Genomic DNA, 20,982 nt, shown 5'->3' on the forward strand with positions numbered 1-20,982 from the left:
GCGGCCGGCGGCGGAGCCCGCCGAGGTGGCGGCGGTCAAGACGGCCAAGCGCCCCGCCCACCAGCCGCACGAGGCACCAGGTGGGGCGGGGCGCTTTGCTGACCGAAGCGGCGCGGGCCGCGTGGTTGAAAGTCAGCTCAACGCGAGCCGTTCGCCGTCGAACACGGCCACGAAGTCGGCTCGCCCGTCCAGCGCCTCGATGTAGCGCTGGACGGTGCCGACCTCTGTCCGTGGCAACTCGCCGTTCTCGATCGCGGCGACGCGGGGCTGTGTGACCTGCATCCGGTCGGCGACCTGCTGCTGCGTCATGCCGCGCCCCTCGCGAAGCTCCCGCAGCCGGGCGCCGCGCTGCTCGGCGACCATGCGCTCCCTGATCTGCGCGATCTTCTCTTCGTCGAGGTTCATGCGAGAGCGGACGTCCCGCCAGCTACGCGCCATCACTGCCTTCCCTTCAGCTCTCGCAGGTGTTCGGCGAACTTCTGGTCTGCGGCGAGGATGCCCTTCTCGTACCAGCCCTTCCAGTTGCCCGACTTGTCTCCGGCGACCAGGAGAATGGCTTCCCGCTGGGGATCGAAGGCAAACAGGATCCGCATTTCAGTCGTTCCCGCCGAACCCGGGCGGAGTTCCTTCATGTTGCGGTAGTTGGATCCCTTGACCTGGTCGACCAGCGGTCGACCCAGCGCAGGCCCTTCGGCCTCTAGCATGTCGATGGCGGCGGCCACCTGGTTGGCCGAGTCGGGATCGCTCTTCGAGAGATCAAGCAGCCAGTCCTCGACCTCTTCAGTGAGGTTGACTTCCCAGCTGCCCATGGGTGGACTATAGCCCACCGCATCACGTCTGCGTTATGAATTCATCCGCTGCCGACGACGAGCCCTGAATGCGGCCGCCGGGTCCGGGGGCCGTGCGCGGGTCAGCGGGCGACGGCCCAGGCCAGGATCGCCGCGAGGATCAGCCCGTTGAGCGCCGCCAGGACGAGGTAGGCCGCAGGCGGGATGCGACGACCCTTGCGGACGAAGGTGACCAGTACAGCGGCGTAGCCGATCAGCAGGACGGCGATGGCGACCAGGAAGTAGAACACCCGAAGACCTTAGCGGCCCTCCCGCAGGCCGAGCCGACGCAGCTCCAGTGCGGCGAGCGCGTCGACGGTGGCTTCGTCGCCGCGTCGCCACGCCTCGGCCACGTCGGGCGCGATCCGGGTCAGCCGGCCCAGCGGCTGACCGGCCAGCGCGCGTAGGGCGAGCAGGTCCCGCCCGGCGGGTGCCGCGGCCAGCTTCGCGGCCGACCCGGCGCGGCGCATCCAGCGCACCCGCAGCGGCAGCCAGCCGACGAGCACCAGGCCGAGCGGGAAGATCAGCACGGCCACGGCGAGCGCGAGGGCCAGCTGGTCGACGAGTTCCTGCTGGTCGCGGCCGGCCTCGGCCAGCGCCCGGGCCGCATCGGCGGCGCGTTCGAACGGAGCGGTCAGCTCGTCGCCGACCAGCGGCACCCGGCCGACCTTGCCGCCGGCGTCGGCGAGGTTGTCGGCGAGCCCACCGCCGGCGCCCTCCAGCTTCTGACCGGGCACGGCGAGCTTCTGCACCAGGTCGTGCAGCCACAGCGCGCCGCGGATCGCGGCGTACACCCAGACGACGACGAGCAGGTCGGTGAGGAACTGTCGGACGGCGGTCGGGAAACGATCGGCATAGATCTTCACGCCGGACAGCGTGTCACGGGCGACGACCGGCGGCGAGGGTCAGCCGGCGCAGCCGGGGCAGGTGCCGAAGATCTCCATGGTGTGGCTCACGTCGGCGTAGCCGTGCTGGGCCGCGACCCGCTCGGCCCAGCTCTCCACGGCCGGGCCCTCTACCTCGACCGTCCGCCCGCAGACCCGGCAGACCAGGTGGTGGTGGTGTCCCTCGCTGCACCGGCGGTAGAGGTGTTCGCCGCCCGGCGGGCGCATCACGTCGATCTCGCCGGCGTCGGCGAGACTCTGAAGCGTCCGGTAGACCGTCGTGAGACCGACCCGCTCACCGCGGTCGCGCAGCATCGAGTGCAGGTCCTGCGCGCTGTGGAACCCCTCGACCTCGGCCAGCAGGGCGCTGACCGCACTGCGCTGACGGGTGTTGCGCAGGGTGGCGTTCATCTCGCTCATCGAGGACCCCCTCCCGCCCGTCGCTTCGTCATGATCCCTCCCCGGCGTGGCTGACGGCGTCCGCCACGATGTGCGCGACGTGCTCGTCGACCAGGCAGTACGCGATCTCCCGACCCCGTCGGGAGCCGCGCACCACACCCGCCCCCCGTAGCACCCGCAGGTGCTGGGAGACCAGCGGCTGCGCCACGCCGAGCTTCTCCACCAGTTCGTGCACGCACCGCTCGCCCGCGGCGAGTTCGCTGACGATGGCCAGCCGGATCGGGGCCGAGAGCGCGCGCAGCAGCTCGCTGGCACCTTCGAAGCCGTCGTAGCCCGGTCCGTCGCTCACCTCGCAACGATAACCACTTCCGCCCGGCTCGTGCGCGCCGCGGTCAACCGATCAGGACCTCGTGCGGCTCCGGGGCGGCCGGCGCCGCCGCGGGCACCCGCCGGCGACGCAGCACCCGCCAACCCGCGGCGGCCAGCGCGATCACCAGGAACGAGGCGATCGCCATCAGCACCACCGACGCGCCGGGGGCGGTGTCGGCGTTGGCCGCCACCCAGACGCCCGAGCCGGCGGCGAAGAGCCCGAGGGCCATCGCCGCCGTCATGGTGCTACGGAATCCGCGGGTGACCTGCTGGGCGCTCGCCACCGGCACCACCATGAGCGCGCTGATCAGCAGTACGCCTACCGCGCGCATGGCGATCGTCACGGTGACCGCGGTGGTGATCGCGATCAGCATGTTCAGCGTCCGCACCGGCAGGCCGGAGACCCGGGCGTACTCCTCGTCGTGGCTGACCGCGAAGAGCGCCGGGCGCAGCACGAGCATCGCGACGAGGATCACCACGCCGAGCACCACGATGGTGGTCAGGTCGGTCGGCGAGATGGTGGTCAGCGACCCGAAGAGGTACGCGTTGAGGTTCGCGCTGGGGCTGTGGGAGAGCCCGACGAGCATCACGCCGCCGGCGATGCCGCCGTAGAAGAGGAGCGCCAGGGCGAGGTCGCCGGAGGTGCGTCCGCGGGAGCGGACCAGCTCGATGGCGATCGCGCCGAGGGTCGCCACGATCACCGCCACCAGCACCGGGGAGCGGTTGAGCAGCAGCCCGGCGCCGACGCCGGTCAGCGCCACGTGCCCGATCCCGTCGCCGATCAACGCCAGCCGACGCTGCACCAGGTAGATGCCGAGCGCCGGGGCGGCGAGACCGATGACCAGCGCCGCGATCAGGGCGCGCTGCATGTACGGGTACTGGAAGAGTTCCATGGGGTCAGATGCTCCAGAGCCGTGCCGGCTCGTCGTCACAGTGTGGGTGAACGTGGTCGTGGTCGGGCTCGGCGTGGTGCCCGGCCGGCTCCGGCACCGGGCCGTCGTGGCAGATGCTGCCGTCGTGGACGACGATCGCCCGGCTGATCACCGGCCGCAGCGGGCCCAGCTCGTGCGCCACCAGGAGCACCGTCCCGCCGTCGGTGACGAACTCGCGCAGCGCTCCGGCGAACGCCTCCTGGCTGGCCGCGTCGACGCCCGCGGTGGGCTCGTCGAGCACCAGCAGTTCGGGCCGGCCGGCGAGCGCCCGGGCGATCAGGGTGCGCTGCTGCTGGCCGCCGGAGAGGGTGGCGACGGCGTCGTTCGCCCGGTCGGCGAGCCCCACCGCGTGCAGGGCGCGGTCGACCTCGGTCCGGTCGGCGGCACCGGGCGGGCGGAGGATGCCCCGTCGGGCTAGCCGGCCGGAGGCCACCACCTCCCGGACCGTGGCCGGTACGCCACCGCCCGCGCCGAGCCGCTGCGGGACGTACCCGATCCGCTCCCACTGCCGGAAGCGGCGCAGCGGGCGGTCGAAGAGCGTGACCGACCCGGCGCTAAGCGGCACCAGCCCGAGCACGGATCGGACGAGGGTGGACTTGCCGGACCCGTTGGCACCGAGTACGGCGACCACCTCGCCGGCGGTGACGGTCAGCGAGACGTCACGCAGCACGGCGCGGCCGTCGTAGCCGACGGCCGCGTGTGCGACGGTGATCACGGGTGGGTTCACGAGCAACCCAGCGCCGTACGCAGCGCTTGCAGGTTCGTACGCATGACTGAAAGGTAGTCCGCCGAGCCGCCGTCCTCGGTGAGGCCCTCGATCGGGTCCAACACGGCGGTCTTCGCGCCGACCTCGGCGGCGATGGTCTCGGCGATCTTCGGGCTGACCAGCGTCTCGAAGAAGATCGTCGTGGTCTTGTGCTCCCGCGCCTCCTCGGCCACCTCGGCGAGTCGCTGCGGCGAGGGCTCGCTCTCCGGGGTCAGGCCGGTGATGCCGACCTGCTCCAGCCCGTACCGCTGCGCCAGGTAGCCGAAGGCGGTGTGGCTCGTCACGATCTCCTGGCGCTGGCACGTCTTGAGCCCGGTGGCGTACTCGGTGTCGAGCTTCGCCAGGTCGGCGTGGAGCGCCTCGGCGCGGGAGGTGAAGTCGGCGGCCCGGTCCGGGTCGGCCTTCCCCAGCCGGTCGGCGAGCTGGTCGGCGACGGTGGCGAGCCGGGTCGGGTCGAGCCAGAAGTGCGGGTCCTTGCCGCCGAGCGCGGCCGTCTCCTCGGCCTCCTCGCCCTCCTCACCCTCGTGTTGGTGGCCACCGGCGGCGGCGTCCCGCAGCGGTTCCACGGTCGCGACGTCGAAGGACCGGTCGGCGGCGTTCTGCTGGACCGCCTCGTCCAGCGCCGGCTGGAAGCCCTTCAGGTAGACGACCACCTCGGCCTGGCTGACCTCGCCGACCTGGCTCGGGGTGAGTTCGAGGTCGTGCGGCTCGGCGCCCGGCTTGACCAGGTTGGTCACCCGGACCGCGTCCCCGCCGATGCGCTCGGCGATGAACTGGAGGGGGTAGAACGCGGCCACCACGTCCACCCGCTGCGGGTCGGCACCGGCGCTGCCGCCGGAGGAGCAGGCGGCGGCACCGCCGAGAGCGAGCAGTGCGGCGGTGGTGGCGGCCAGGGTGCGGACAGCGGCGCGGTTGTTCATGTCGTCAACTGTCCGCGATAACGACAATGATTGTCAAAAACGCATGTGTGCATGTCACAGCAGCTTGACCAGGGCCACCGCCACCAGCAGCGTCAGCATCAGCAGCCGGATCAGGCGGGTCTGCGGCGCCTGCACCGGCCAGGTCTTGGCCAGCAGCGCGACGAGGCCCCCGGCGAGCGCCAGCAACAGCACCCCGCCGACCGGACCCGGCGCGAAGAGCGCGACCAGCACCAGCGCCAGGGTGATCAGGAACACCGCCGTCGGGTTCACCCGGGCCAGCCGACCCAGCAGGGGGCTCTGCGTACGCTGCATCCCACAGACTCTACGAGGAGGACGCCCGTGCTGGTGACCAACCGGTTCGTGGTCGACGTCGATGTCGCCGACGAGTTCACCGAGCGCGCGCACGCCGCCCTCACCGCGCTGGCCGCCCGCCCCGGCTACCTGCGCGGCCAACTGGTCCGGGCGCTCGACGACCCGGCGCACTGGTGCCTGGTCACCGAGTGGGAGTCGGTCGGGGCGTACCGGCGCGCCCTGGGCGGCTTCGAGGTCAAGGTCAGCGCCGTGCCGCTGCTCGCACAGTCGCTCGACGAGCCGTCCGCCTACGAGGCGCTCGCCACCGCCGCGCCCGGCGGGGCGGTGGTGATCACCGCCAGCGATCGTGCCGCAGGTCCTTACCGCTGAGCCGGCGGGCACTAGATTGCTCGTATGACCGCTCCCGGACCGGCAGCCCCACCGCCGCACCACTCGCCGCCCGGGCCCCCCGGCGAAGAACCTCCCGCCGTGCCCGGTCCGCCGGCCGGGCCACCGGCCCCGCCGCCCGGGCCCGGGGTGTCGCCGCCGTTCGCCGCACCCCCCACCGAAGGACGCCGGGCCCGGCTCTGGCTGGGCCTCGGGGTCGGCGCGCTGGCCGTGCTGCTCTGCTGCGGTGGTGGCGGCGGCGCAGTGGTCGGCCTCGCGGTGAGCGGCGTGCAGGCGGTCCGTGAGCAGGGCCGGACGGTCTCCACCGACTACTACCAGGCGCTCGTCGACCGGAACTTCGGGCAGGCGTACGACCAGCTCTGCGACGACGCGCAGCGGCGCGAGTCGCGGACGGACTTCGAGCGCCGGGTGGCCGCGGAGCCGCAGGTGACCGCCTACCGGCTCGGTGAGGTCGACACCAACAACCTCACCGTGCCGGTCGACGTGACCCTGGAGGGCGGCCGGCGGGAGCGGCAGCAGGTCGTCCTCGGCCAGGACCAGCAGTCCGGCGGCCTGGAGGTCTGCGGGATCAACTGAACGGTCCCCGGTATTCTGCTGGGCTCGGGGCGCCGCCGTGGCTAGCGTTGTCCCGAACTGCTCGTTCCGTTCCCAAATCACGTCCCCGCCGACCGCCAGCCGGCGTAGGAGGAAACATGCCAGTCGACCGTATCGACGCCGTCGTCAGCCTCGCCAAGCGCCGAGGCTTCGTCTTCCCCTCCAGCGAGATCTACGGGGGCACCCGGTCGGCGTGGGACTACGGTCCGCTCGGCGTGGAGCTCAAGGAGAACGTCCGCCGGCAGTGGTGGAAGACCATGGTCCAGCAGCGCGACGACGTCGTCGGCCTGGACTCGGCCGTCATCCTGGCCCGCAAGGTCTGGGAGGCCTCCGGTCACATCGCCGAGTTCGTCGACCCGCTCACCGAGTGCCAGTTCTGCCACAAGCGGTTCCGCGCCGACCACCTGGAGGAGGCGTACGCCGAGAAGCACGGCAAGCCGCTGACCTCGCTGGCCGAGCTGAACTGCCCGAACTGCGGCAACAAGGGCACCTTCACCGAGCCGAAGATGTTCAACGGCCTGATGAAGACCTACCTCGGCCCGGTGGAGAGCGACGAGGGGCTGCACTACCTGCGCCCGGAGACCGCCCAGGGCATCTTCGTCAACTACAAGAACGTGGAGACGGTCGCCCGCAAGAAGCCGCCGTTCGGCATCGCGCAGACCGGCAAGTCGTTCCGCAACGAGATCACCCCGGGCAACTTCATCTTCCGCACCCGCGAGTTCGAGCAGATGGAGATGGAGTTCTTCGTCGAGCCGGGCACCGACGAGGAGTGGCACGAGTACTGGCTCCAGGAGCGCTGGAACTGGTACCTCGACCTCGGCCTGTCGACGGACAACCTGCGCCTCTACGAGCACCCGAAGGAGAAGCTGTCGCACTACTCGAAGCGGACCGTCGACATCGAGTACCGCTTCCAGTTCGGCGGCACCGAGTTCGCGGAGCTCGAAGGCGTTGCCAACCGGACCGATTTCGACCTCTCCACGCACAGCAAGCACTCCGGCGTCGACCTGTCGTACTTCGATCAGGCCAAGAGTGAGCGCTGGATGCCGTACGTGATCGAGCCCGCCGCCGGCCTCACCCGGGCGGTGCTCGCCTTCCTGCTCGAGGCGTACGACGAGGACGAGGCGCCGAACACCAAGGGCGGCGTGGACAAGCGGACGGTCATGCGTTTCGACCCGCGGCTCGCGCCGGTCAAGGTCGCGGTGCTGCCGCTCTCCCGCAACGAGGCGCTCTCGCCGAAGGCCAAGGAGCTCGCCGCCAACCTGCGCAAGCGCTGGGTGGTGGAGTTCGACGACTCGCAGGCGATCGGCCGGCGCTACCGCCGCCAGGACGAGATCGGCACGCCGTTCTGCGTGACCGTCGACTTCGACACCCTGGACGACAACGCCGTCACCGTGCGCAACCGGGACACCATGGGTCAGGAGCGGATCTCCCTGGACCAGGTCGAGCGCTACCTGATCGAGCGCCTCCCCGGCTGCTGAGCTGCGCTGCGGGGCTCCGGCGCTGCGCGAGAGCGCCGGCCGGAGCCCCGTACACTTGTGCGGTGAGTGCTCCGACCCTGCCCCGCCTGCGCCCGCTCACGCTCGGACGTCACCAGGTGTGGCCACCGGTCGTGCTGGCGCCGATGGCCGGGATCACCAACGTCGGCTTCCGGCAGCTCTGCCGGGAGCAGGGTGGCGGCATCTACGTCTGCGAGATGATCACCACCGTCGCGCTGGTCGAACGGAACCCGAAGACCCTGCGGATGATCGCCTTCGGTGCGGACGAGCAGCCCCGCAGCCTCCAGCTCTACGGCACGGACCCGGAGACCACCGCGGCGGCCGTGCGGATCGTCGTCGAACGGGATCTCGCCGATCACATCGACCTGAACTTCGGCTGCCCGGTACCGAAGGTGACCCGCAAGGGCGGGGGAGCGGCGTTGCCGTGGCGGCGTCGGCTCTTCGCCCGACTGGTGAAGGCCGCGGTGGACGCCGCGTCGCCGGCCGGGGTGCCGGTCACGGTCAAGATGCGCAAGGGCATCGACGACGACCACCTGACGTACGTCGAGGCGGGGCTCGCTGCCCAGGACGCCGGGGTGGCCGCGGTGGCGCTGCACGGGCGCACGGCCGCGCAACGCTACTCGGGCACCGCCGACTGGGACGCCATCGCCACCCTCAAGCAGGCGCTGGACGTGCCGGTGCTCGGCAACGGCGACATCTGGGAGGCAGACGACGCGCTGCGGATGGTCGCCCACACCGGCGTCGACGGGGTGGTGGTCGGCCGGGGTTGCCTGGGCCGACCGTGGCTCTTCGCCGACCTGGAGGCCGCCTTCAACGGCCGACCCGAGCGCCGGCTGCCCACCCTCGGCGAGGTGACCACGACCATGCGCCGGCACGCCGAGCTGCTGGTCGAGCAGTTCAGCGCCGGGGCGCGTACGCCGGAGCGGGGCGAGCGGGACGGCTGCACCGACTTCCGCAAGCACGTCGCCTGGTACCTGAAGGGGTTCCCGGTCGGCGGCGAGCTGCGCCGCGAGCTGGCGATGATCGAGAGCCTCGCCCAGCTCGACGACCTGCTCGCCAAGCTCGACCCGAGCGTGCCGTTCCCGGTGGAGACCCTGGGCCAGCCGCGCGGCCGTACCAACTCGCCGGGCAAGGTCTTCCTGCCCGACGGCTGGCTCGCGAGCCGGGACGACGACACCGTGCCGGAAGGCGCCGAGCTGGCCGACTCGGGCGGCTGACCGTCGGCGAGAATCCGATGCGGCGCCCGGCCGAAGTTCCGGACCCGGCCTTCGGCGAGACGACGAAAGGGCCGGCCCCGTTTGGGGCCGGCCCTTTCGGTTGGTGCTGCGGTCAGTTGGTGGAGTAGCCGCGGGTGGCGATCCAGTCGGCGAGGTGCTCGACGCTGATGCGGTAGGAGGCCATGTTCGGGTCGGCGCTGTCGGCGATGGTGACGGTGTTGCCGCCGTCGCGGTAGCCGATGACGCTGATGTAGTGGCCGCCTTCGTAGGAGTGGGTGTTGCCGTCGGTGTCGGTGCTGGTGCCGGCGATGTTGGCGACTACGGCGTGGCCGTCGTCGACGGTGCGGACGATGTCGTCACGCAGCTTGTCGGTCTGCTTGTCGTCGGCCATCTTGCTGGAGATTTCGACGGAGTGGTAGGCGTTCTTGCCGGTCTCCTTGTTCAGTACGGGGGTGATGTCGTTGATGGAGTTGGTGCCTGCCTCGGTGGTGCCCATTTCCTTGGCCATGGCGTCGACGTTGATGTCCTTGCCCTGGACGGAGAGGGCGTTGCGGGTGGCGGCGGGGCCGCAGTAGTAGAAGTTCGGCTGCGCCTCGTAACGCACGTTCAGCTCACGCTCGCTGTGGCCCTTGCGGTCCTGGACCTGGCTGGCGGGCTTGGACTCGGCGGGGGCGGCGTTGGCGGCGATGGCGGGGCCGGCGATGCCTCCGCCTGCGGCGGCGATGCCGGCGGCGGTGAGGACGGTCTTGCGGATCAGATCGGTACGCATGATGTGTGCCTCTCTGTTCGGGGGTGCACGCGGAAGTGTGTCGGGGTCCGCGTGTGGTGAGGGGGAGGTTCGAAGGCCCGGCGGCGTGGCCTGCTCGGGCGGGTCCGGGGTGTAACGCTGCGGGGCGGCCGGTGATTCCGGGGGCCTCGTGTGGGTGGCCCGTCGGTGGTCGGGGCGCGTCCCGGAGGTGGTGTAACGGCCTCGGTCGGCCGGTCATTTGGGTGGCCCGACGGGTGGTCGGGGCGCGTCCCGGAGGTGGTGTAACGGCCTCGGTCGGCCGGTCATTCCCGGGGGCCCGGCGGGGCGGCCCTGATGGGGTGCGGTGCCGGGGTGTGCAACGGCCTCGGTGGGCCGGTCGTTCCCGGGGGCCGACGCTGGCGCTCGCGGATGGTGCCGGGGCTGGCGGCGGCGGGGTGTTCAACGACCCTTGGCCGGTGATGATTCCCGGCCGGGCCGGTCTCTCGGGGGCCGGCGACCGGGGTCGCGCGCCTCGACCATGTTCAACGACCCGGGCCCGGCGATGATTCCGCCGCCGGGGTGGCCCCGACCACGGGACGCCGACCCCGAACCGGGCTATTCAGGCAGGAGCCGGCCAAGTCGGAACCGGACATCTCTCGCGAAACTCTGCGGACGTCGCGCGGCGGGGTCGCGGTTCCGTGCATGTCGTGGTGGCCGCCGAAGCGGACAGCCCGACATCCCGGTACCCGAATCGGCCCCGACCCCGATCCGCCTGATGGTCAACTCGGGTTCATTGATGTCGGGGCGTCCCGATGACGCGGATACCCCGACATCAAGGAACTCGAGTCGATCATCGGCCGGACGCCGGCTCGGCACGCCCGACTCGCTAGGCCGACGTCCCCCCGGCCCGACACCGGCGTCCCTGGATGGCACCCGCGTCCTCCGCCGGCACCCGCGTCCCGGCCCCGGCACCCGTGTCCCGGCCCGGCACCCGTGTCCCGGCACCCGTGGGGCGGACGCAGAATGGACGTCAGGGTGCATTTCGCCGCCGCAGACCTTCGGCGGCCGTTGATCGACTCGGGGTACGCGCATGTCGGGGTCTCCCGGTGGGCGGATACCCCGACATCAAGGAACCCGAGTTGACCATGGCACGGATCGGGCCCGCGCCACCGGATCAGGTCGGCGGTACGAGCCTGGATCGCGGACGGGCCGCGCTCGCTCAGGCGGGCCCGGCACGACTTCCGTGCATGTCGGGGTGACCGCCGAGGCGGACAGCCCGACATCCCGGTAAATCGAGTCGATCGTGGCGTGGACGGCCCGCCAGCCACCGGTTCCCTCCGCGTCGACGGTCGACGGGGTTCCGGCCGGTCGCCGGATCGGGGCGGCCGGTCGATACCGGCGGCTGGTCAGGCGGGATCGGGCGCGGTGTCCGGTCTTGGCTGGCGGGGGATCGCCGCGGTCTCCGTCACCGGTGCGCTGTCCGTCGCCCGATCGGCTTCCGGCGCCGGGTCGGTGCTCGTTCCGAGAGCCGCCGCCGGGTCGCTGGACAGAGCTGCGCCGGATGCGCTGGTGGCGTTGGCGGCGGCCACGGGCCAGGGCAGCTCCGGCGACGCGTGGTACGCGATCCCGGCGGCCGCCCAGCGTGGGCCGTGCCCGGCGAGCCGCTCGCGGAACCCGTCCCAGTCGTGCGTCGAGCGTGGTGACCAGCCCAGCTCCGCGAGGGCGGGGAGCCGCGGGAAGAGCATGAACTCGATCTCCGGCAGCGTGGTCACCGACTCGGTCCAGAGCGGCGCCTCCACGCCGAGCACCGCCTCGGCCGGTACGTCGGCGAGGTGGCTGCCCGGATCCCAGTCGTACGCCCGGCGCACGTCGATGAGGCCTGCCCAATCCTGTCCGAGCGGGGTGTCCGGCGCGTACTTCATGTCGAGGTAGGCGTGGTTGCCGGGGGAGAGGATGAGCCGCGCGCCCCGGCGTACCGCCTCGGCGGTCGTCGGGTCGTCGCCGTCGGTGCCCCACCACTGCACGACCCGTCCGTCGAGGTGCGCGGCCGGGGCGATCTGGTGCCAGCCGACGACGGTCTTGCCGGTGTCGGCGACGATGCGCTGCACCCGCTCGACGAAGTCGGTGTACGCCGTCCCCTTGACCTTGAACGCCTCGTCGCCGCCGATGTGCAGGAACGGGCCGGGGCTGTTCGCCGCGACCTCCCCGAGCACGTCGGCCACGAACTCGTAGGTTCGTTCGCTCGCCGGGTCGACGTAGCTGAAGCCGACCTCGGTGCCGGTGTACGGCTGCGGCGCCACCCGGTCGGGGGCCAGTTCGCCGTAGGCGACGAGCGCGGAGTTGGTGTGTCCGGGCAGGTCGATCTCGGGTACGACGGTGATGTGCCGGGCGGCCGCGTACGCGACGATGCGGCGGTAGTCGGCGGTGCTGTAGTGCCCGCCCGGCCCGCCGCCGACCTCGGTCGCGCCGCCCACCTCGGTGAGGCGCGGCCAGCCGGGCACCGGGATCCGCCAGCCCTGGTCGTCGGTGAGGTGCAGGTGCAGCTGGTTGAGCTTGTACCGGGCCAGGTGGTCGAGGACCCGGAGCACGTCGGGGACCGAGAAGAAGTGCCGGGCCACGTCGAGCATCGCGCCCCGGTAGGCGTAGCGGGGCCGGTCGAGGATCGACCCGCCGGGCAGCGTCCAGCGTCCGGCGACCGGCGTCCGGCTCTCGACGGCCGGCGGTAGCAGTTGGCGCAGGGTCTGCGCGCCGTAGAAGAGGCCCGCCGGCTGCGCCGCCGTGATCCGTACGCGGTCGCGGGTCACATCGAGGCGGTAGCCCTCGGGGCCGAGGGCTTCGTCGCCGGTGAGCGCGAGGACGATTCCGCGGTCCGAGTCCGGGTCGGCCGTGTCGGTCACCGGGAGCGGATAGCCGGTGGCCGGTCGGAGCAGCTCGGCGAGGTGCTCGGCGACGGGGAGCGCGCTCTCGGCGCTGACCCGGATCACCGTGTCGGCGGTCAGCAGGTGATCGTCGGCCGGCTCCGGGCGTACCTGCTCCGGCGCCGGGACGACGTCGGTGAGGCGTACCGGGGCGGCGGGGGCGAGCAGTTCGTCGGCGACTCGGGCGGCGCTGCGCGCGAGGTCGCCGGTTTCCGGCGTGCGCAGCGACAGCTGTTCGCGGTCGGCGGCGGAGGGGAGGGACGACACGGCGGCGGCTCCGGGGGTGTATTTGCGTCGGTTGTGGCAAATATGACGTTCACCGAAATCTGTGCCGTCAAGGGTACGGCGAAGGGCGGATCTGCGTGATCTTGCGCGTGGAACCGTTCCCAAAAACCGGTACGAACGCGGATAGTGGTGATGGCTGTGCCTATTGTCACCGAACGGTCCCAGTCCACGCTTTGTTCGCTTAGCCTTCGCCCACCGATTGCTGACGACACCGGGATTAACGGTGATCGCGCCCGGGGTATGTCCGAACTGAACCTTCGTTAAGTGTCGATGGCGTGCGGGAGGCTCTGGTGGCAGCGCAAGAGACGGTGGACCACAAGTACGTCTACGACTTCGCCGAGGGGAACAAGGACCTTAAGGACCTGCTCGGCGGCAAGGGCGCCAACCTGGCCGAGATGACCAACCTCGGCCTGCCGGTGCCGCCCGGCTTCACGATCACCACCGAGGCCTGCAAGGCGTACCTCGCCACCGGTGAGGAGCCGGCCGGGCTCGCCGACCAGATCGAGGCGCACCTGGAGGCGCTGGAGCGGGAGATGGGCCGGCGGCTCGGCGATCCGGACGACCCGCTGCTGGTCTCCGTCCGCTCGGGCGCGAAGTTCTCGATGCCCGGGATGATGGAGACCGTCCTCAACGTCGGTCTCAACGACCGCAGCGTCATCGGCCTCAGCGCGCAGGCCGGGCGGAACGACCGCTTCGCCTGGGACTCGTACCGCCGCCTCATCCAGATGTTCGGCAAGACCGTCTGCGACGTGCCCGGCGAGGAGTTCGAGCACGCCCTCGACGAGGCGAAGCGCGCCAAGGGCACCACCGACGACCTCGACCTGGACGCCGACGACCTGCGTGGGCTGGTCGACGCGTACAAGAAGATCTTCGCCAAGCACACCGGGCGCGAGTTCCCGCAGGCGCCCCGGGAGCAGCTCGACCTCGCCATCCGGGCGGTCTTCGAGTCGTGGAACGCCGAGCGGGCCGTGGTCTACCGCCGGCAGGAGCGCATCCCGGCCGACCTGGGCACGGCCGTCAACGTGGTGGCGATGGTCTTCGGCAACCTCGGGCCGGACTCCGGCACCGGCGTCGCCTTCACCCGCGACCCGGCCAGCGGCGCGCAGGGCATCTACGGCGACTACCTCGCCAACGCGCAGGGCGAGGACGTCGTGGCCGGTATCCGCAACACCGTCCCGCTCCAGGAGCTGGAGCGGATCGACAAGACCTCCTACGACGAGCTGCTCAGCTACATGGCCCGGCTGGAGGAGCACTACCGCGACCTCTGCGACATCGAGTTCACCATCGAGCGCGGCAAGCTGTGGATGCTCCAGACCCGGGTCGGCAAGCGGACGGCGGCCGCCGCCTTCGTGATCGCCGGCCAGCTCGTCGACGAGGGCCTGATCGACCTGGACGAGGCGCTGCACCGGGTCAACGGCGCCCAGCTGGCCCAGCTGATGTTCCCGCGGTTCCGGCTCGACCACGAGTTCGAGCCGGTGGCGAAGGGCGTCGGGGCCTCACCGGGGGCGGCCTCGGGGAAGGCGGTCTTCAGCTCCGACCGGGCGGTCGAGCTGGCCGCTCAGGGTGAGTCGGTGATCCTGGTCCGCCGCGAGACCAACCCCGACGACCTGAACGGCATGATCGCCGCCAACGGCATCCTCACCTCGCGGGGCGGCAAGACCAGCCACGCGGCGGTGGTCGCAAGGGGGATGGGCAAGACATGCGTCTCCGGTGCGGACGCGCTGGACGTCAACGTCCCGCAGCGGAGGTTCACCGTCGGGGAACACACCGTCGGGGAGGGGGACGTGATCTCGGTCGACGGCACCACCGGGAAGGTCTACCTCGGCGAGGTGCCCGTCATGCCCTCCGAGGTGGTGCAGTACTTCGAGGGCAACCTCGAGCCGGAGCGCAGCGAGAACCCACTGGTCCGGGCCGTACACCGGATCATGACCCACGCCGACCAGCGGCGGCGACTGGCCGTGCGGACGAACGCCGACACCGCCGAGGACGCGGCGCGGGCTCGCCGGTTCGGCGCGCAGGGCATCGGCCTGTGCCGTACCGAGCACATGTTCCTCGGCGACCGGCGGGAGCTGGTCGAGCGGCTGATCCTCGCCCGCACCGACGACGAGCGTGAGCAGGCGCTGGCCGCGCTGCTGCCGCTGCAGCGGGCCGACTTCGTGGAGATCTTCCGGGCGATGGACGGGCTGCCGGTCACCGTCCGCCTGATCGACCCGCCGCTGCACGAGTTCCTGCCCCCGCTGGAGCAGCTCGCGGTGAACGTGGCGGTCGCCCAGGAGCGCGGTGAGGACGTGGCCAAGGAGGAGGCGCTGCTCGCCGCGGTGCGGCGGATGCACGAGGAGAACCCGATGCTCGGCCTGCGCGGCGTACGCCTCGGGCTGGTCATCCCGGGCCTCTTCGCCATGCAGGTCCGCGCGATCGTCGAGGCCGCCGTCACGGTCGTCCGGGACGGCGGGTCGGCCCTCCCGGAGATCATGGTGCCGCTGGTCGGCGCGGTGCAGGAGCTGGAGACGGTACGCGCCGAGGCCGAAAAGATCATCACCGAGGTGGTCGGGGAGAGCGGCGTCGAGGTGCTGATCGGCACGATGATCGAGGTGCCCCGGGCGGCGCTGACTGCCGGGCAGATCGCCGAGGCCGCCGAGTTCTTCTCCTTCGGCACCAACGACCTCACCCAGATGGGCTGGGGCTTCTCCCGCGACGACGTGGAGGCGGCGTTCTTCTGGCGCTACCTGGAGCTGGGCATCTTCGGCATCTCGCCGTTCGAGTCGATCGACGCGGAGGGTGTGGGCCGGTTGGTCCGGATCGCCGCCGAGGAGGGGCGGGCCGCCCGACCCGGGCTCAAGCTTGGCGTCTGTGGTGAGCACGGCGGCGACCCCGACTCGGTGCACTTCTTCCACTCCGTCGGGCTGGACTACGTCTCCTGCTCGCCCTTCCGGGTGCCGGTGGCGCGGCTGGAGGCCGGCCGGGCCGTCCTGGAGGCGGCCGGCTCGGACAGCCGTTGAGCCGCGCCTGCGGCGGGGCGCCGTCCGCCCCGCCGCAGGCGGTCCTCAACGCCACCCGATCCGGGTCGCCGAGGCGGATTCACCCGGCCCCGACCCGGGAACTGTCACTCCGCGAGCGGGGATCGCCGGCGCGCCGTACGGCGGTCGCGGGCGTAACCTTGGCTCGCTCGTACTCCGTCGATGCGGAAGGGTGGCTGCATGACCAGCGTCTGGGAGAGCCTGACCGTCGACGCCCACGACCCGCCGCGGCTGGCCCGGTGGTGGGCCGAGGCCCTCGGTTATCAGCTCGTCACCGAGAAGCCCGACGAGGTGGAGATCCGACAGTCGTCGCAGCGGCTGCCCGGCATCGTCTTCGTGCCGGCCACCGAGGGCAAGGAGACCAAGAACCGCCTCCACATCGATCTGCGTCCGGACGACCGGGAGGCCGAGGTCGAGCGGCTGGTCGACATGGGTGCCCGGCACGTCGACATCGGGCAGGCCGACGTCGAGTGGACCGTGCTCGCCGACCCGGAGGGCAACGAGTTCTGCGTGCTGCGGCAACGTGACTAGGTCGGCTGTCGAAGTCCGGGCCGGGGACTTCGGCCCGGGCGCTCGGACGACCGGTTGAGCGGGCAACCGTCCGCCGCGCCGGACGCGCAGCGGCGGGTCGCGGAGACGCCCAAGGACACCGGGCACGGCCGGTCCCCGTACGAGCGGGATCGCGCCCGGGTGCTGCACTCGGCGGCCTTCCGGCGGCTGGCCGCGAAGACCCAGGTGCACACGGCGGGCACCGACGACTTCCTGCGTACCCGGCTGACCCACTCGCTGGAGGTGGCGCAGATCGCCCGGGAGATGGGTGCCCGGCTGGGCTGCGACCCGGACGTCGTCGACGTGGCCGGGCTCGCCCACGACCTCGGGCACCCGCCGTTCGGGCACAACGGCGAGGCCGCGCTGGACCTCCTGGCCGGGGAGTGCGGCGGTTTCGAGGGCAACGCGCAGACGCTGCGGGTGCTGATCCGGCTGGAGGCGAAGGTCTTCGCCCCCGACGGCTCCTCCGCCGGCCTGAACCTGACCCGGGCCTCGCTCGACGCCGTCGGCAAGTACCCCTGGCCGCGCAGTCCCGGCCGGCGCAAGTTCGGGGTGTACGCCGACGACGCCGAGGTGTTCGGCTGGGTCCGCGCGGGCGCGCCACCCGGGGAGCGGCGCTGCCTGGAGGCGCAGGTGATGGACTGGGCGGACGATGTGGCGTACTCGGTCCACGACGTCGAGGACGGCATCCACGGCGGGTACGTGTCACTGCGGCCGCTGCTCGACGATGCCGACGAGCGGGCGGCGCTCTGCGCCGACGTGGCGGAGATCTACTCCGGCGAGTCGCCGGCGGATCTCGGTGCGGTGCTGGTCGCGCTCCTCGCCGACCCGGCGCTCGCCCCGCTCGCCGGGTACGACGGCAGCCACCGCGCCCAGGCGGCGCTCAAGGCCACCACGAGCGTGCTGACCGGCCGCTTCGTCACCGCCGCGGTGGCCGCCACCGAGGAGCGGTTCGGCGCCGGCCCGCACCGCCGGTACGGGGCCGACCTGGTGGTGCCACGGGAGGTGCGAGCCCGCTGCGCGCTGCTCAAGGGGATAGCGCTGCGCTACGTGATGCGCCGCCCCGGTGCGCACGCCCGGTACGAGTGGCAGCGGCAGGTCCTCGCCGAGCTGGTCGCCGCCCTGCTCGCCCGGGCGCCGGAGGGGCTGGACCCGGTCTTCGCCCCGCTCTGGCGGGCGGCCCCGGACGACGCCGCGCGGCTGCGCGTGGTGATCGACCAGGTCGCCTCGCTCACCGATCCGGCGGCCGTGGCCTGGCACGATCGCCTGGTCACGGATGAGGTACCCCGCCGAACCGGCATCGAAAGTTAGGGTAGCCTAACCGCATGACGGAGCGCCGAACGAAGGTCAAGTCCGCCCGGGTCCTGCGCACCGAGCGGCTCACCCCGCACCTGATCCGCCTGGTCCTCGGTGGTGAGGAGCTCACCGGCCTGCCTCTGGGCCACTGCACCGACCACTACATCAAGCTGGTCTTCCTGCAGCCCGGTGTGGCCTACCCGACCCCGCTCGACCTCGGCGACATCCCTCGTGCCCAGTGGCCCCGGCTGCGGGCGTACACGGTGCGGGCCTGGGACGCGGAGGCCGGCGAGCTCACCGTCGACGTGGTGCACCACGGTGACGAGGGGCTGGCCGGGCCGTGGGCGGCGGCGCTGCGCCCCGGCGACCCGGTGCGCTTCATCGGCCCCGGTGGCGGGTACGCCCCGAGTCCGGAGGCGGACTGGCACCTGCTGGTCGGGGACGAGAGCGCGCTGCCGGCGATCGCCGCGTCGCTGGAGCGGCTGCCGGCCGGTGCGCCCGCGAAGGTCTTCGTCGAGGTCGACGGCCCGGCCGACGAGCTGCCCCTGATCAGCCCGGGGAACGTGGAGCTGCACTGGCTGCACCGGGACGCCCGGCCGGTCGGTGAGGCGCTGGTCGCCGCGGTGCGGACGCTCGACTTCCCGCCCGGGGCGGTGCACGCGTTCGTGCACGGTGAGGCGACGTTCGTGAAGGAGCTGCGCCGGCTGCTGCGCATCGAGCGGGGCATACCCCGGGAGATGCTCTCCATCTCCGGCTACTGGCGGCGGGGCATGGACGACGAGGGCTGGCGGGCCTGGAAGTCCGAGTGGCGGCGGCAGGCCGAGGCCGAGGAGGCGCTGGCGGCCGCCTGAGCCGACGTACGCACGGTGGGGTGGGGCTTCGGTCCCACCCCACCGGTGTCTCCGGCGGCGGTTCGGAGATCCGCCGATGGCAGCGGTCCTACCCCGAGATGTAGTAGGTCTGCTACATTCTGGCGCAGTGATTCGTCAGTTAGGGAGGGCCATGACCGCCGTCGAGCTCCCCGGAACCGTTGCCGCCCCGCCCCCGCCCGACGGGGACCTCGTCCTCGACGTGCGCGACCTGCGCATGCGCTACGGCACCGTCGACGTCCTGCACGGTGTCGACCTCACGGCCCGCCGGGGTGAGGTCCTCGCGCTGCTCGGCCCCAACGGCGCCGGCAAGACCACCACCATCGAGATCCTCGAAGGCTTCCGGATGCGCTCCGCCGGGGAGCTCCGCGTCCTCGGCGTCGACCCGGCCCGGGGCGACGAACGCTGGCGCGCCCGGATGGGCGTGGTGCTCCAGTCCTGGCGCGACCACGGCAGGTGGCGCGTCCAGGAGCTGCTGACCCACCTGGGCAGCTTCTACGCCCCGTACTCCACCGACCGGGTCCGCCGGCCGTGGCCGGTGCCGGAGCTGCTGGACGCCGTCGGTCTCGCCGAGCACGCCCGCAAGCGGGTGAGCCAGCTCTCCGGCGGCCAGCGCCGCCGGCTCGACGTGGCCGTCGGCATCGTGGGCCGCCCCGAGCTGCTCTTCCTGGACGAGCCGACGGTCGGCTTCGACCCGGCCGCCCGGCGCGAGTTCCACGAGTTGGTGCACCGGCTGGCGGACCTGGACGACACCACGATCCTGCTCACCACGCACGACCTCGACGAGGCGGAGAAGCTCGCCGACCGGATCCTCATCCTGGCCGGTGGCCGGATCATCGCCGAGGGCTCGCCGGACGAGCTGTCCCGCCGGATCGCCGGGAACGCGGAGATCCGCTGGACCCGGGACGGCGACCGGTTCGTCCACTCCGCGGCCGACGCCACCGCCTTCCTCCGCGAGCTCTTCCGGCAGCACGGCGACGAGGTGCAGGAGCTGGAGGTCCGCCGGCCCAGCCTGGAGGACGCGTACATGGCACTGGTCTACGAGCAGGAATCCGGGGCCCGCGACGGCGGGGCAGCCCGGGTGTGGCAGCAGGGGAGCCAGGAATGAACCCGACCACAGTGGCCGTCCGGGCCGGATTCCGGCGCGGGGTGATCGAGCTGCGCAACACCTTCACCAACGCACAGGACCTGTGGGGCTACCTCTTTCCCACTCTGATCCTGGTGGTCACCATCTTCTTCATGCGCGGCTCGACGGTGCCCGGCACCGACTTCTCGCTCGGCGCCCGGACACTCCCCAGCGCCCTCGGCATGGGGTTGGCCTTCGGCGGCCTGATCGCGCTGGCGCAGCAGCTCGTCGTCGAGCGGGAGGACGGCACGCTGCTGCGCGCCAAGGCGACTCCGAACGGCATGCTCGGCTACCTCGTCGGCAAGCTCACCCTGATGTCGACGACCGCGCTGGCGAGCATGCTGATCCAGCTCGTACCGTCGCTCTTCCTCGTGGACGGGCTCCGGCTGACCAGCGCCGGCGCCTGGCTCACCCTGCTCTGGGTGGCGGTGCTCGGCCTGGTGGCGACCCTGCCCCTCGGCGCGGTCATCGGGTCGCTGATCGAGAGCGCCCGCAACCTCGGGCTGGTCATGCTGCCGATGATGGGGCTCATCGCGTTCTCCGGCATCTTCTACCCGATCAACGGCTACCCGGGCTGGCTCCAGGCCGTCGCGCAGGTGTTTCCGATCTACTGGCTAGGGTTGGGGATGCGCTCGGCGCTCCTGCCGGACGCGCTGGCGGCGGTCGAGCTCGGCGGGTCGTGGCGACACCTGGAGACGCTCGGGGTGCTCGGCGCGTGGGCGGTGCTCGGACTGGTGCTGGCGCCCGTCGTGCTGCGGCGGATGGCCCGTCGTGAGTCCGGCTCGCGGGTGGCCGCCCGCCGGGAACGGGCCATGCGGCAGGTCTTCTGAGAGGGCGTCGATGAGCGAGACCGTGCACAACCGCCTCGCGGTGCTGCGGGCCGAGCGGGGCATCTCCCGACGGCAGCTCGCCGACGCGTTGGGTGTGCACTACCAGACCATCGGCTACCTGGAGCGCGGCGAGTTCCGCCCCAGCCTGCACCTGGCGCTGCGGATCGCCGCGTACTTCGAGGTGCCGGTCGAGGTGGTCTTCTCGATCGAACCGTTCCCCCGGATCGGGGACGCCGCCACGGGGGCGCGCCGCCCGGCGTGA

Annotated in this window: 23 protein-coding genes; 11 read left to right on the forward strand and 12 right to left on the reverse strand. The window is 72.0% G+C overall.

Features of this window, described 5'->3' with window-relative positions:
* Positions 1-132 precede the first annotated feature (132 nt).
* The 10 genes from D7044_RS26905 to D7044_RS26945 form a co-directional block, all read right to left on the reverse strand.
* The gene (locus D7044_RS26905) at positions 133-438 is read right to left on the reverse strand and encodes a helix-turn-helix domain-containing protein (RefSeq protein WP_147434723.1); all 306 of its coding nucleotides are present in this window, start codon (positions 436-438) and stop codon (positions 133-135) included.
* Positions 438-809, reverse strand: coding sequence for a type II toxin-antitoxin system RelE/ParE family toxin (locus D7044_RS26910; RefSeq protein WP_120690547.1), 372 nt, complete (start codon positions 807-809; stop codon positions 438-440). Before D7044_RS26910 ends, D7044_RS26905 begins: the two co-directional genes overlap by 1 nt.
* A gap of 101 nt (positions 810-910) precedes the next feature.
* Positions 911-1,078, reverse strand: coding sequence for a hypothetical protein (locus D7044_RS32720; protein WP_187398843.1), 168 nt, complete (start codon positions 1,076-1,078; stop codon positions 911-913).
* Between the two features lie 9 nt (positions 1,079-1,087).
* A complete protein-coding gene (locus D7044_RS26915; protein WP_120690548.1) occupies positions 1,088-1,693 on the reverse strand; it encodes a hypothetical protein in 606 nt (201 codons plus the stop codon).
* Between the two features lie 39 nt (positions 1,694-1,732).
* Positions 1,733-2,131, reverse strand: coding sequence for a Fur family transcriptional regulator (locus D7044_RS26920; RefSeq protein WP_120690549.1), 399 nt, complete (start codon positions 2,129-2,131; stop codon positions 1,733-1,735).
* A gap of 28 nt (positions 2,132-2,159) precedes the next feature.
* Positions 2,160-2,459, reverse strand: coding sequence for an ArsR/SmtB family transcription factor (locus D7044_RS26925; RefSeq protein ID WP_120678718.1), 300 nt, complete (start codon positions 2,457-2,459; stop codon positions 2,160-2,162).
* A gap of 43 nt (positions 2,460-2,502) precedes the next feature.
* On the reverse strand, positions 2,503-3,372 hold the full coding sequence (locus tag D7044_RS26930; protein ID WP_120678717.1) for a metal ABC transporter permease: 870 nt from the start codon (positions 3,370-3,372) through the stop codon (positions 2,503-2,505).
* A gap of 4 nt (positions 3,373-3,376) precedes the next feature.
* Positions 3,377-4,138, reverse strand: a complete 762-nt coding sequence (locus tag D7044_RS26935) for a metal ABC transporter ATP-binding protein (protein ID WP_120690550.1) — start codon at positions 4,136-4,138, stop codon at positions 3,377-3,379.
* Positions 4,135-5,097, reverse strand: coding sequence for a metal ABC transporter substrate-binding protein (locus tag D7044_RS26940; RefSeq protein WP_120678713.1), 963 nt, complete (start codon positions 5,095-5,097; stop codon positions 4,135-4,137). Before D7044_RS26940 ends, D7044_RS26935 begins: the two co-directional genes overlap by 4 nt.
* A 54-nt stretch (positions 5,098-5,151) precedes the next feature.
* The gene (locus tag D7044_RS26945) at positions 5,152-5,409 is read right to left on the reverse strand and encodes a DUF6703 family protein (RefSeq protein WP_120678711.1); all 258 of its coding nucleotides are present in this window, start codon (positions 5,407-5,409) and stop codon (positions 5,152-5,154) included.
* A 27-nt stretch (positions 5,410-5,436) separates the two neighbouring features.
* Here D7044_RS26945 and D7044_RS26950 point away from each other — a divergent pair, with 27 nt between their 5' ends.
* From D7044_RS26950 to dusB, 4 genes are all read left to right on the forward strand, one after another.
* Positions 5,437-5,778: an antibiotic biosynthesis monooxygenase family protein gene (locus D7044_RS26950; protein WP_120678709.1), complete on the forward strand. Its 342-nt coding sequence runs from the start codon at positions 5,437-5,439 to the stop codon at positions 5,776-5,778.
* 24 nt (positions 5,779-5,802) lie between these two features.
* Complete coding sequence (locus tag D7044_RS26955) at positions 5,803-6,372, forward strand: hypothetical protein (protein WP_325050661.1); 570 nt, start codon at positions 5,803-5,805, stop codon at positions 6,370-6,372.
* A gap of 116 nt (positions 6,373-6,488) precedes the next feature.
* Positions 6,489-7,868 carry a glycine--tRNA ligase gene (locus D7044_RS26960; protein ID WP_120678706.1) on the forward strand — a complete coding sequence of 460 codons (1,380 nt, stop codon included), beginning with the start codon at positions 6,489-6,491 and terminating at the stop codon, positions 7,866-7,868.
* Positions 7,869-7,930: 62 nt separating this feature from the next.
* The gene (dusB, locus tag D7044_RS26965) at positions 7,931-9,103 is read left to right on the forward strand and encodes a tRNA dihydrouridine synthase DusB (RefSeq protein ID WP_120690551.1); all 1,173 of its coding nucleotides are present in this window, start codon (positions 7,931-7,933) and stop codon (positions 9,101-9,103) included.
* Positions 9,104-9,215: 112 nt separating this feature from the next.
* Here the strand turns inward: dusB and D7044_RS26970 are convergent, their stop codons facing one another.
* Entirely contained in the window at positions 9,216-9,872 is a 657-nt protein-coding gene (locus D7044_RS26970) for a C39 family peptidase (protein WP_120690552.1), read from the reverse strand.
* A 1,364-nt stretch (positions 9,873-11,236) separates the two neighbouring features.
* Positions 11,237-13,015, reverse strand: a complete 1,779-nt coding sequence (locus D7044_RS26975) for a beta-N-acetylhexosaminidase (protein WP_411711003.1) — start codon at positions 13,013-13,015, stop codon at positions 11,237-11,239.
* A gap of 308 nt (positions 13,016-13,323) precedes the next feature.
* On the opposite strand from D7044_RS26975, the gene ppdK reads away from it, so the two are divergent.
* The 7 genes from ppdK (at position 13,324) to D7044_RS27010 (ending at position 20,982) form a co-directional block, all read left to right on the forward strand.
* Positions 13,324-16,032 carry a pyruvate, phosphate dikinase gene (ppdK, locus tag D7044_RS26980; RefSeq protein ID WP_120678963.1) on the forward strand — a complete coding sequence of 903 codons (2,709 nt, stop codon included), beginning with the start codon at positions 13,324-13,326 and terminating at the stop codon, positions 16,030-16,032.
* 198 nt (positions 16,033-16,230) lie between these two features.
* On the forward strand, positions 16,231-16,581 hold the full coding sequence (locus D7044_RS26985; RefSeq protein ID WP_120678703.1) for a VOC family protein: 351 nt from the start codon (positions 16,231-16,233) through the stop codon (positions 16,579-16,581).
* A gap of 54 nt (positions 16,582-16,635) precedes the next feature.
* The gene (locus tag D7044_RS26990) at positions 16,636-17,910 is read left to right on the forward strand and encodes a deoxyguanosinetriphosphate triphosphohydrolase (RefSeq protein WP_120690553.1); all 1,275 of its coding nucleotides are present in this window, start codon (positions 16,636-16,638) and stop codon (positions 17,908-17,910) included.
* Between the two features lie 14 nt (positions 17,911-17,924).
* Positions 17,925-18,746, forward strand: coding sequence for a siderophore-interacting protein (locus tag D7044_RS26995; protein WP_120690554.1), 822 nt, complete (start codon positions 17,925-17,927; stop codon positions 18,744-18,746).
* A gap of 151 nt (positions 18,747-18,897) precedes the next feature.
* Positions 18,898-19,872 (forward strand): ABC transporter ATP-binding protein, encoded by a 975-nt coding sequence (locus D7044_RS27000; protein ID WP_120690555.1) that lies wholly within the window; start codon positions 18,898-18,900, stop codon positions 19,870-19,872.
* Entirely contained in the window at positions 19,869-20,720 is an 852-nt protein-coding gene (locus D7044_RS27005) for an ABC transporter permease (RefSeq protein WP_120690556.1), read from the forward strand. Before D7044_RS27000 ends, D7044_RS27005 begins: the two co-directional genes overlap by 4 nt.
* Before the next feature lie 10 nt (positions 20,721-20,730).
* Complete coding sequence (locus tag D7044_RS27010) at positions 20,731-20,982, forward strand: helix-turn-helix transcriptional regulator (RefSeq protein WP_120678695.1); 252 nt, start codon at positions 20,731-20,733, stop codon at positions 20,980-20,982.

The organism is Micromonospora musae (genome assembly GCF_003626635.1).
Classification (GTDB): domain Bacteria; phylum Actinomycetota; class Actinomycetes; order Mycobacteriales; family Micromonosporaceae; genus Micromonospora; species Micromonospora musae.

Excerpts from the sequence above, each read along its gene's own strand:
- D7044_RS26905 (WP_147434723.1), bottom strand. The coding sequence starts at position 438 with ATGGCGCGTAGCTGGCGGGACGTCCGCTCTCGCATGAACCTCGACGAA.
- D7044_RS26910 (WP_120690547.1), bottom strand. The coding sequence starts at position 809 with ATGGGCAGCTGGGAAGTCAACCTCACTGAAGAGGTCGAGGACTGGCTG.
- D7044_RS26920 (WP_120690549.1), bottom strand. The coding sequence starts at position 2,131 with ATGAGCGAGATGAACGCCACCCTGCGCAACACCCGTCAGCGCAGTGCG.
- D7044_RS26930 (WP_120678717.1), bottom strand. The coding sequence starts at position 3,372 with ATGGAACTCTTCCAGTACCCGTACATGCAGCGCGCCCTGATCGCGGCG.
- D7044_RS26940 (WP_120678713.1), bottom strand. The coding sequence starts at position 5,097 with ATGAACAACCGCGCCGCTGTCCGCACCCTGGCCGCCACCACCGCCGCA.
- D7044_RS26945 (WP_120678711.1), bottom strand. The coding sequence starts at position 5,409 with ATGCAGCGTACGCAGAGCCCCCTGCTGGGTCGGCTGGCCCGGGTGAAC.
- D7044_RS26955 (WP_325050661.1), top strand. The coding sequence starts at position 5,803 with ATGACCGCTCCCGGACCGGCAGCCCCACCGCCGCACCACTCGCCGCCC.
- D7044_RS26960 (WP_120678706.1), top strand. The coding sequence starts at position 6,489 with ATGCCAGTCGACCGTATCGACGCCGTCGTCAGCCTCGCCAAGCGCCGA.
- D7044_RS26970 (WP_120690552.1), bottom strand. The coding sequence starts at position 9,872 with ATGCGTACCGATCTGATCCGCAAGACCGTCCTCACCGCCGCCGGCATC.
- D7044_RS26985 (WP_120678703.1), top strand. The coding sequence starts at position 16,231 with ATGACCAGCGTCTGGGAGAGCCTGACCGTCGACGCCCACGACCCGCCG.
- D7044_RS26995 (WP_120690554.1), top strand. The coding sequence starts at position 17,925 with ATGACGGAGCGCCGAACGAAGGTCAAGTCCGCCCGGGTCCTGCGCACC.
- D7044_RS27000 (WP_120690555.1), top strand. The coding sequence starts at position 18,898 with ATGACCGCCGTCGAGCTCCCCGGAACCGTTGCCGCCCCGCCCCCGCCC.
- D7044_RS27005 (WP_120690556.1), top strand. The coding sequence starts at position 19,869 with ATGAACCCGACCACAGTGGCCGTCCGGGCCGGATTCCGGCGCGGGGTG.
- D7044_RS27010 (WP_120678695.1), top strand. The coding sequence starts at position 20,731 with ATGAGCGAGACCGTGCACAACCGCCTCGCGGTGCTGCGGGCCGAGCGG.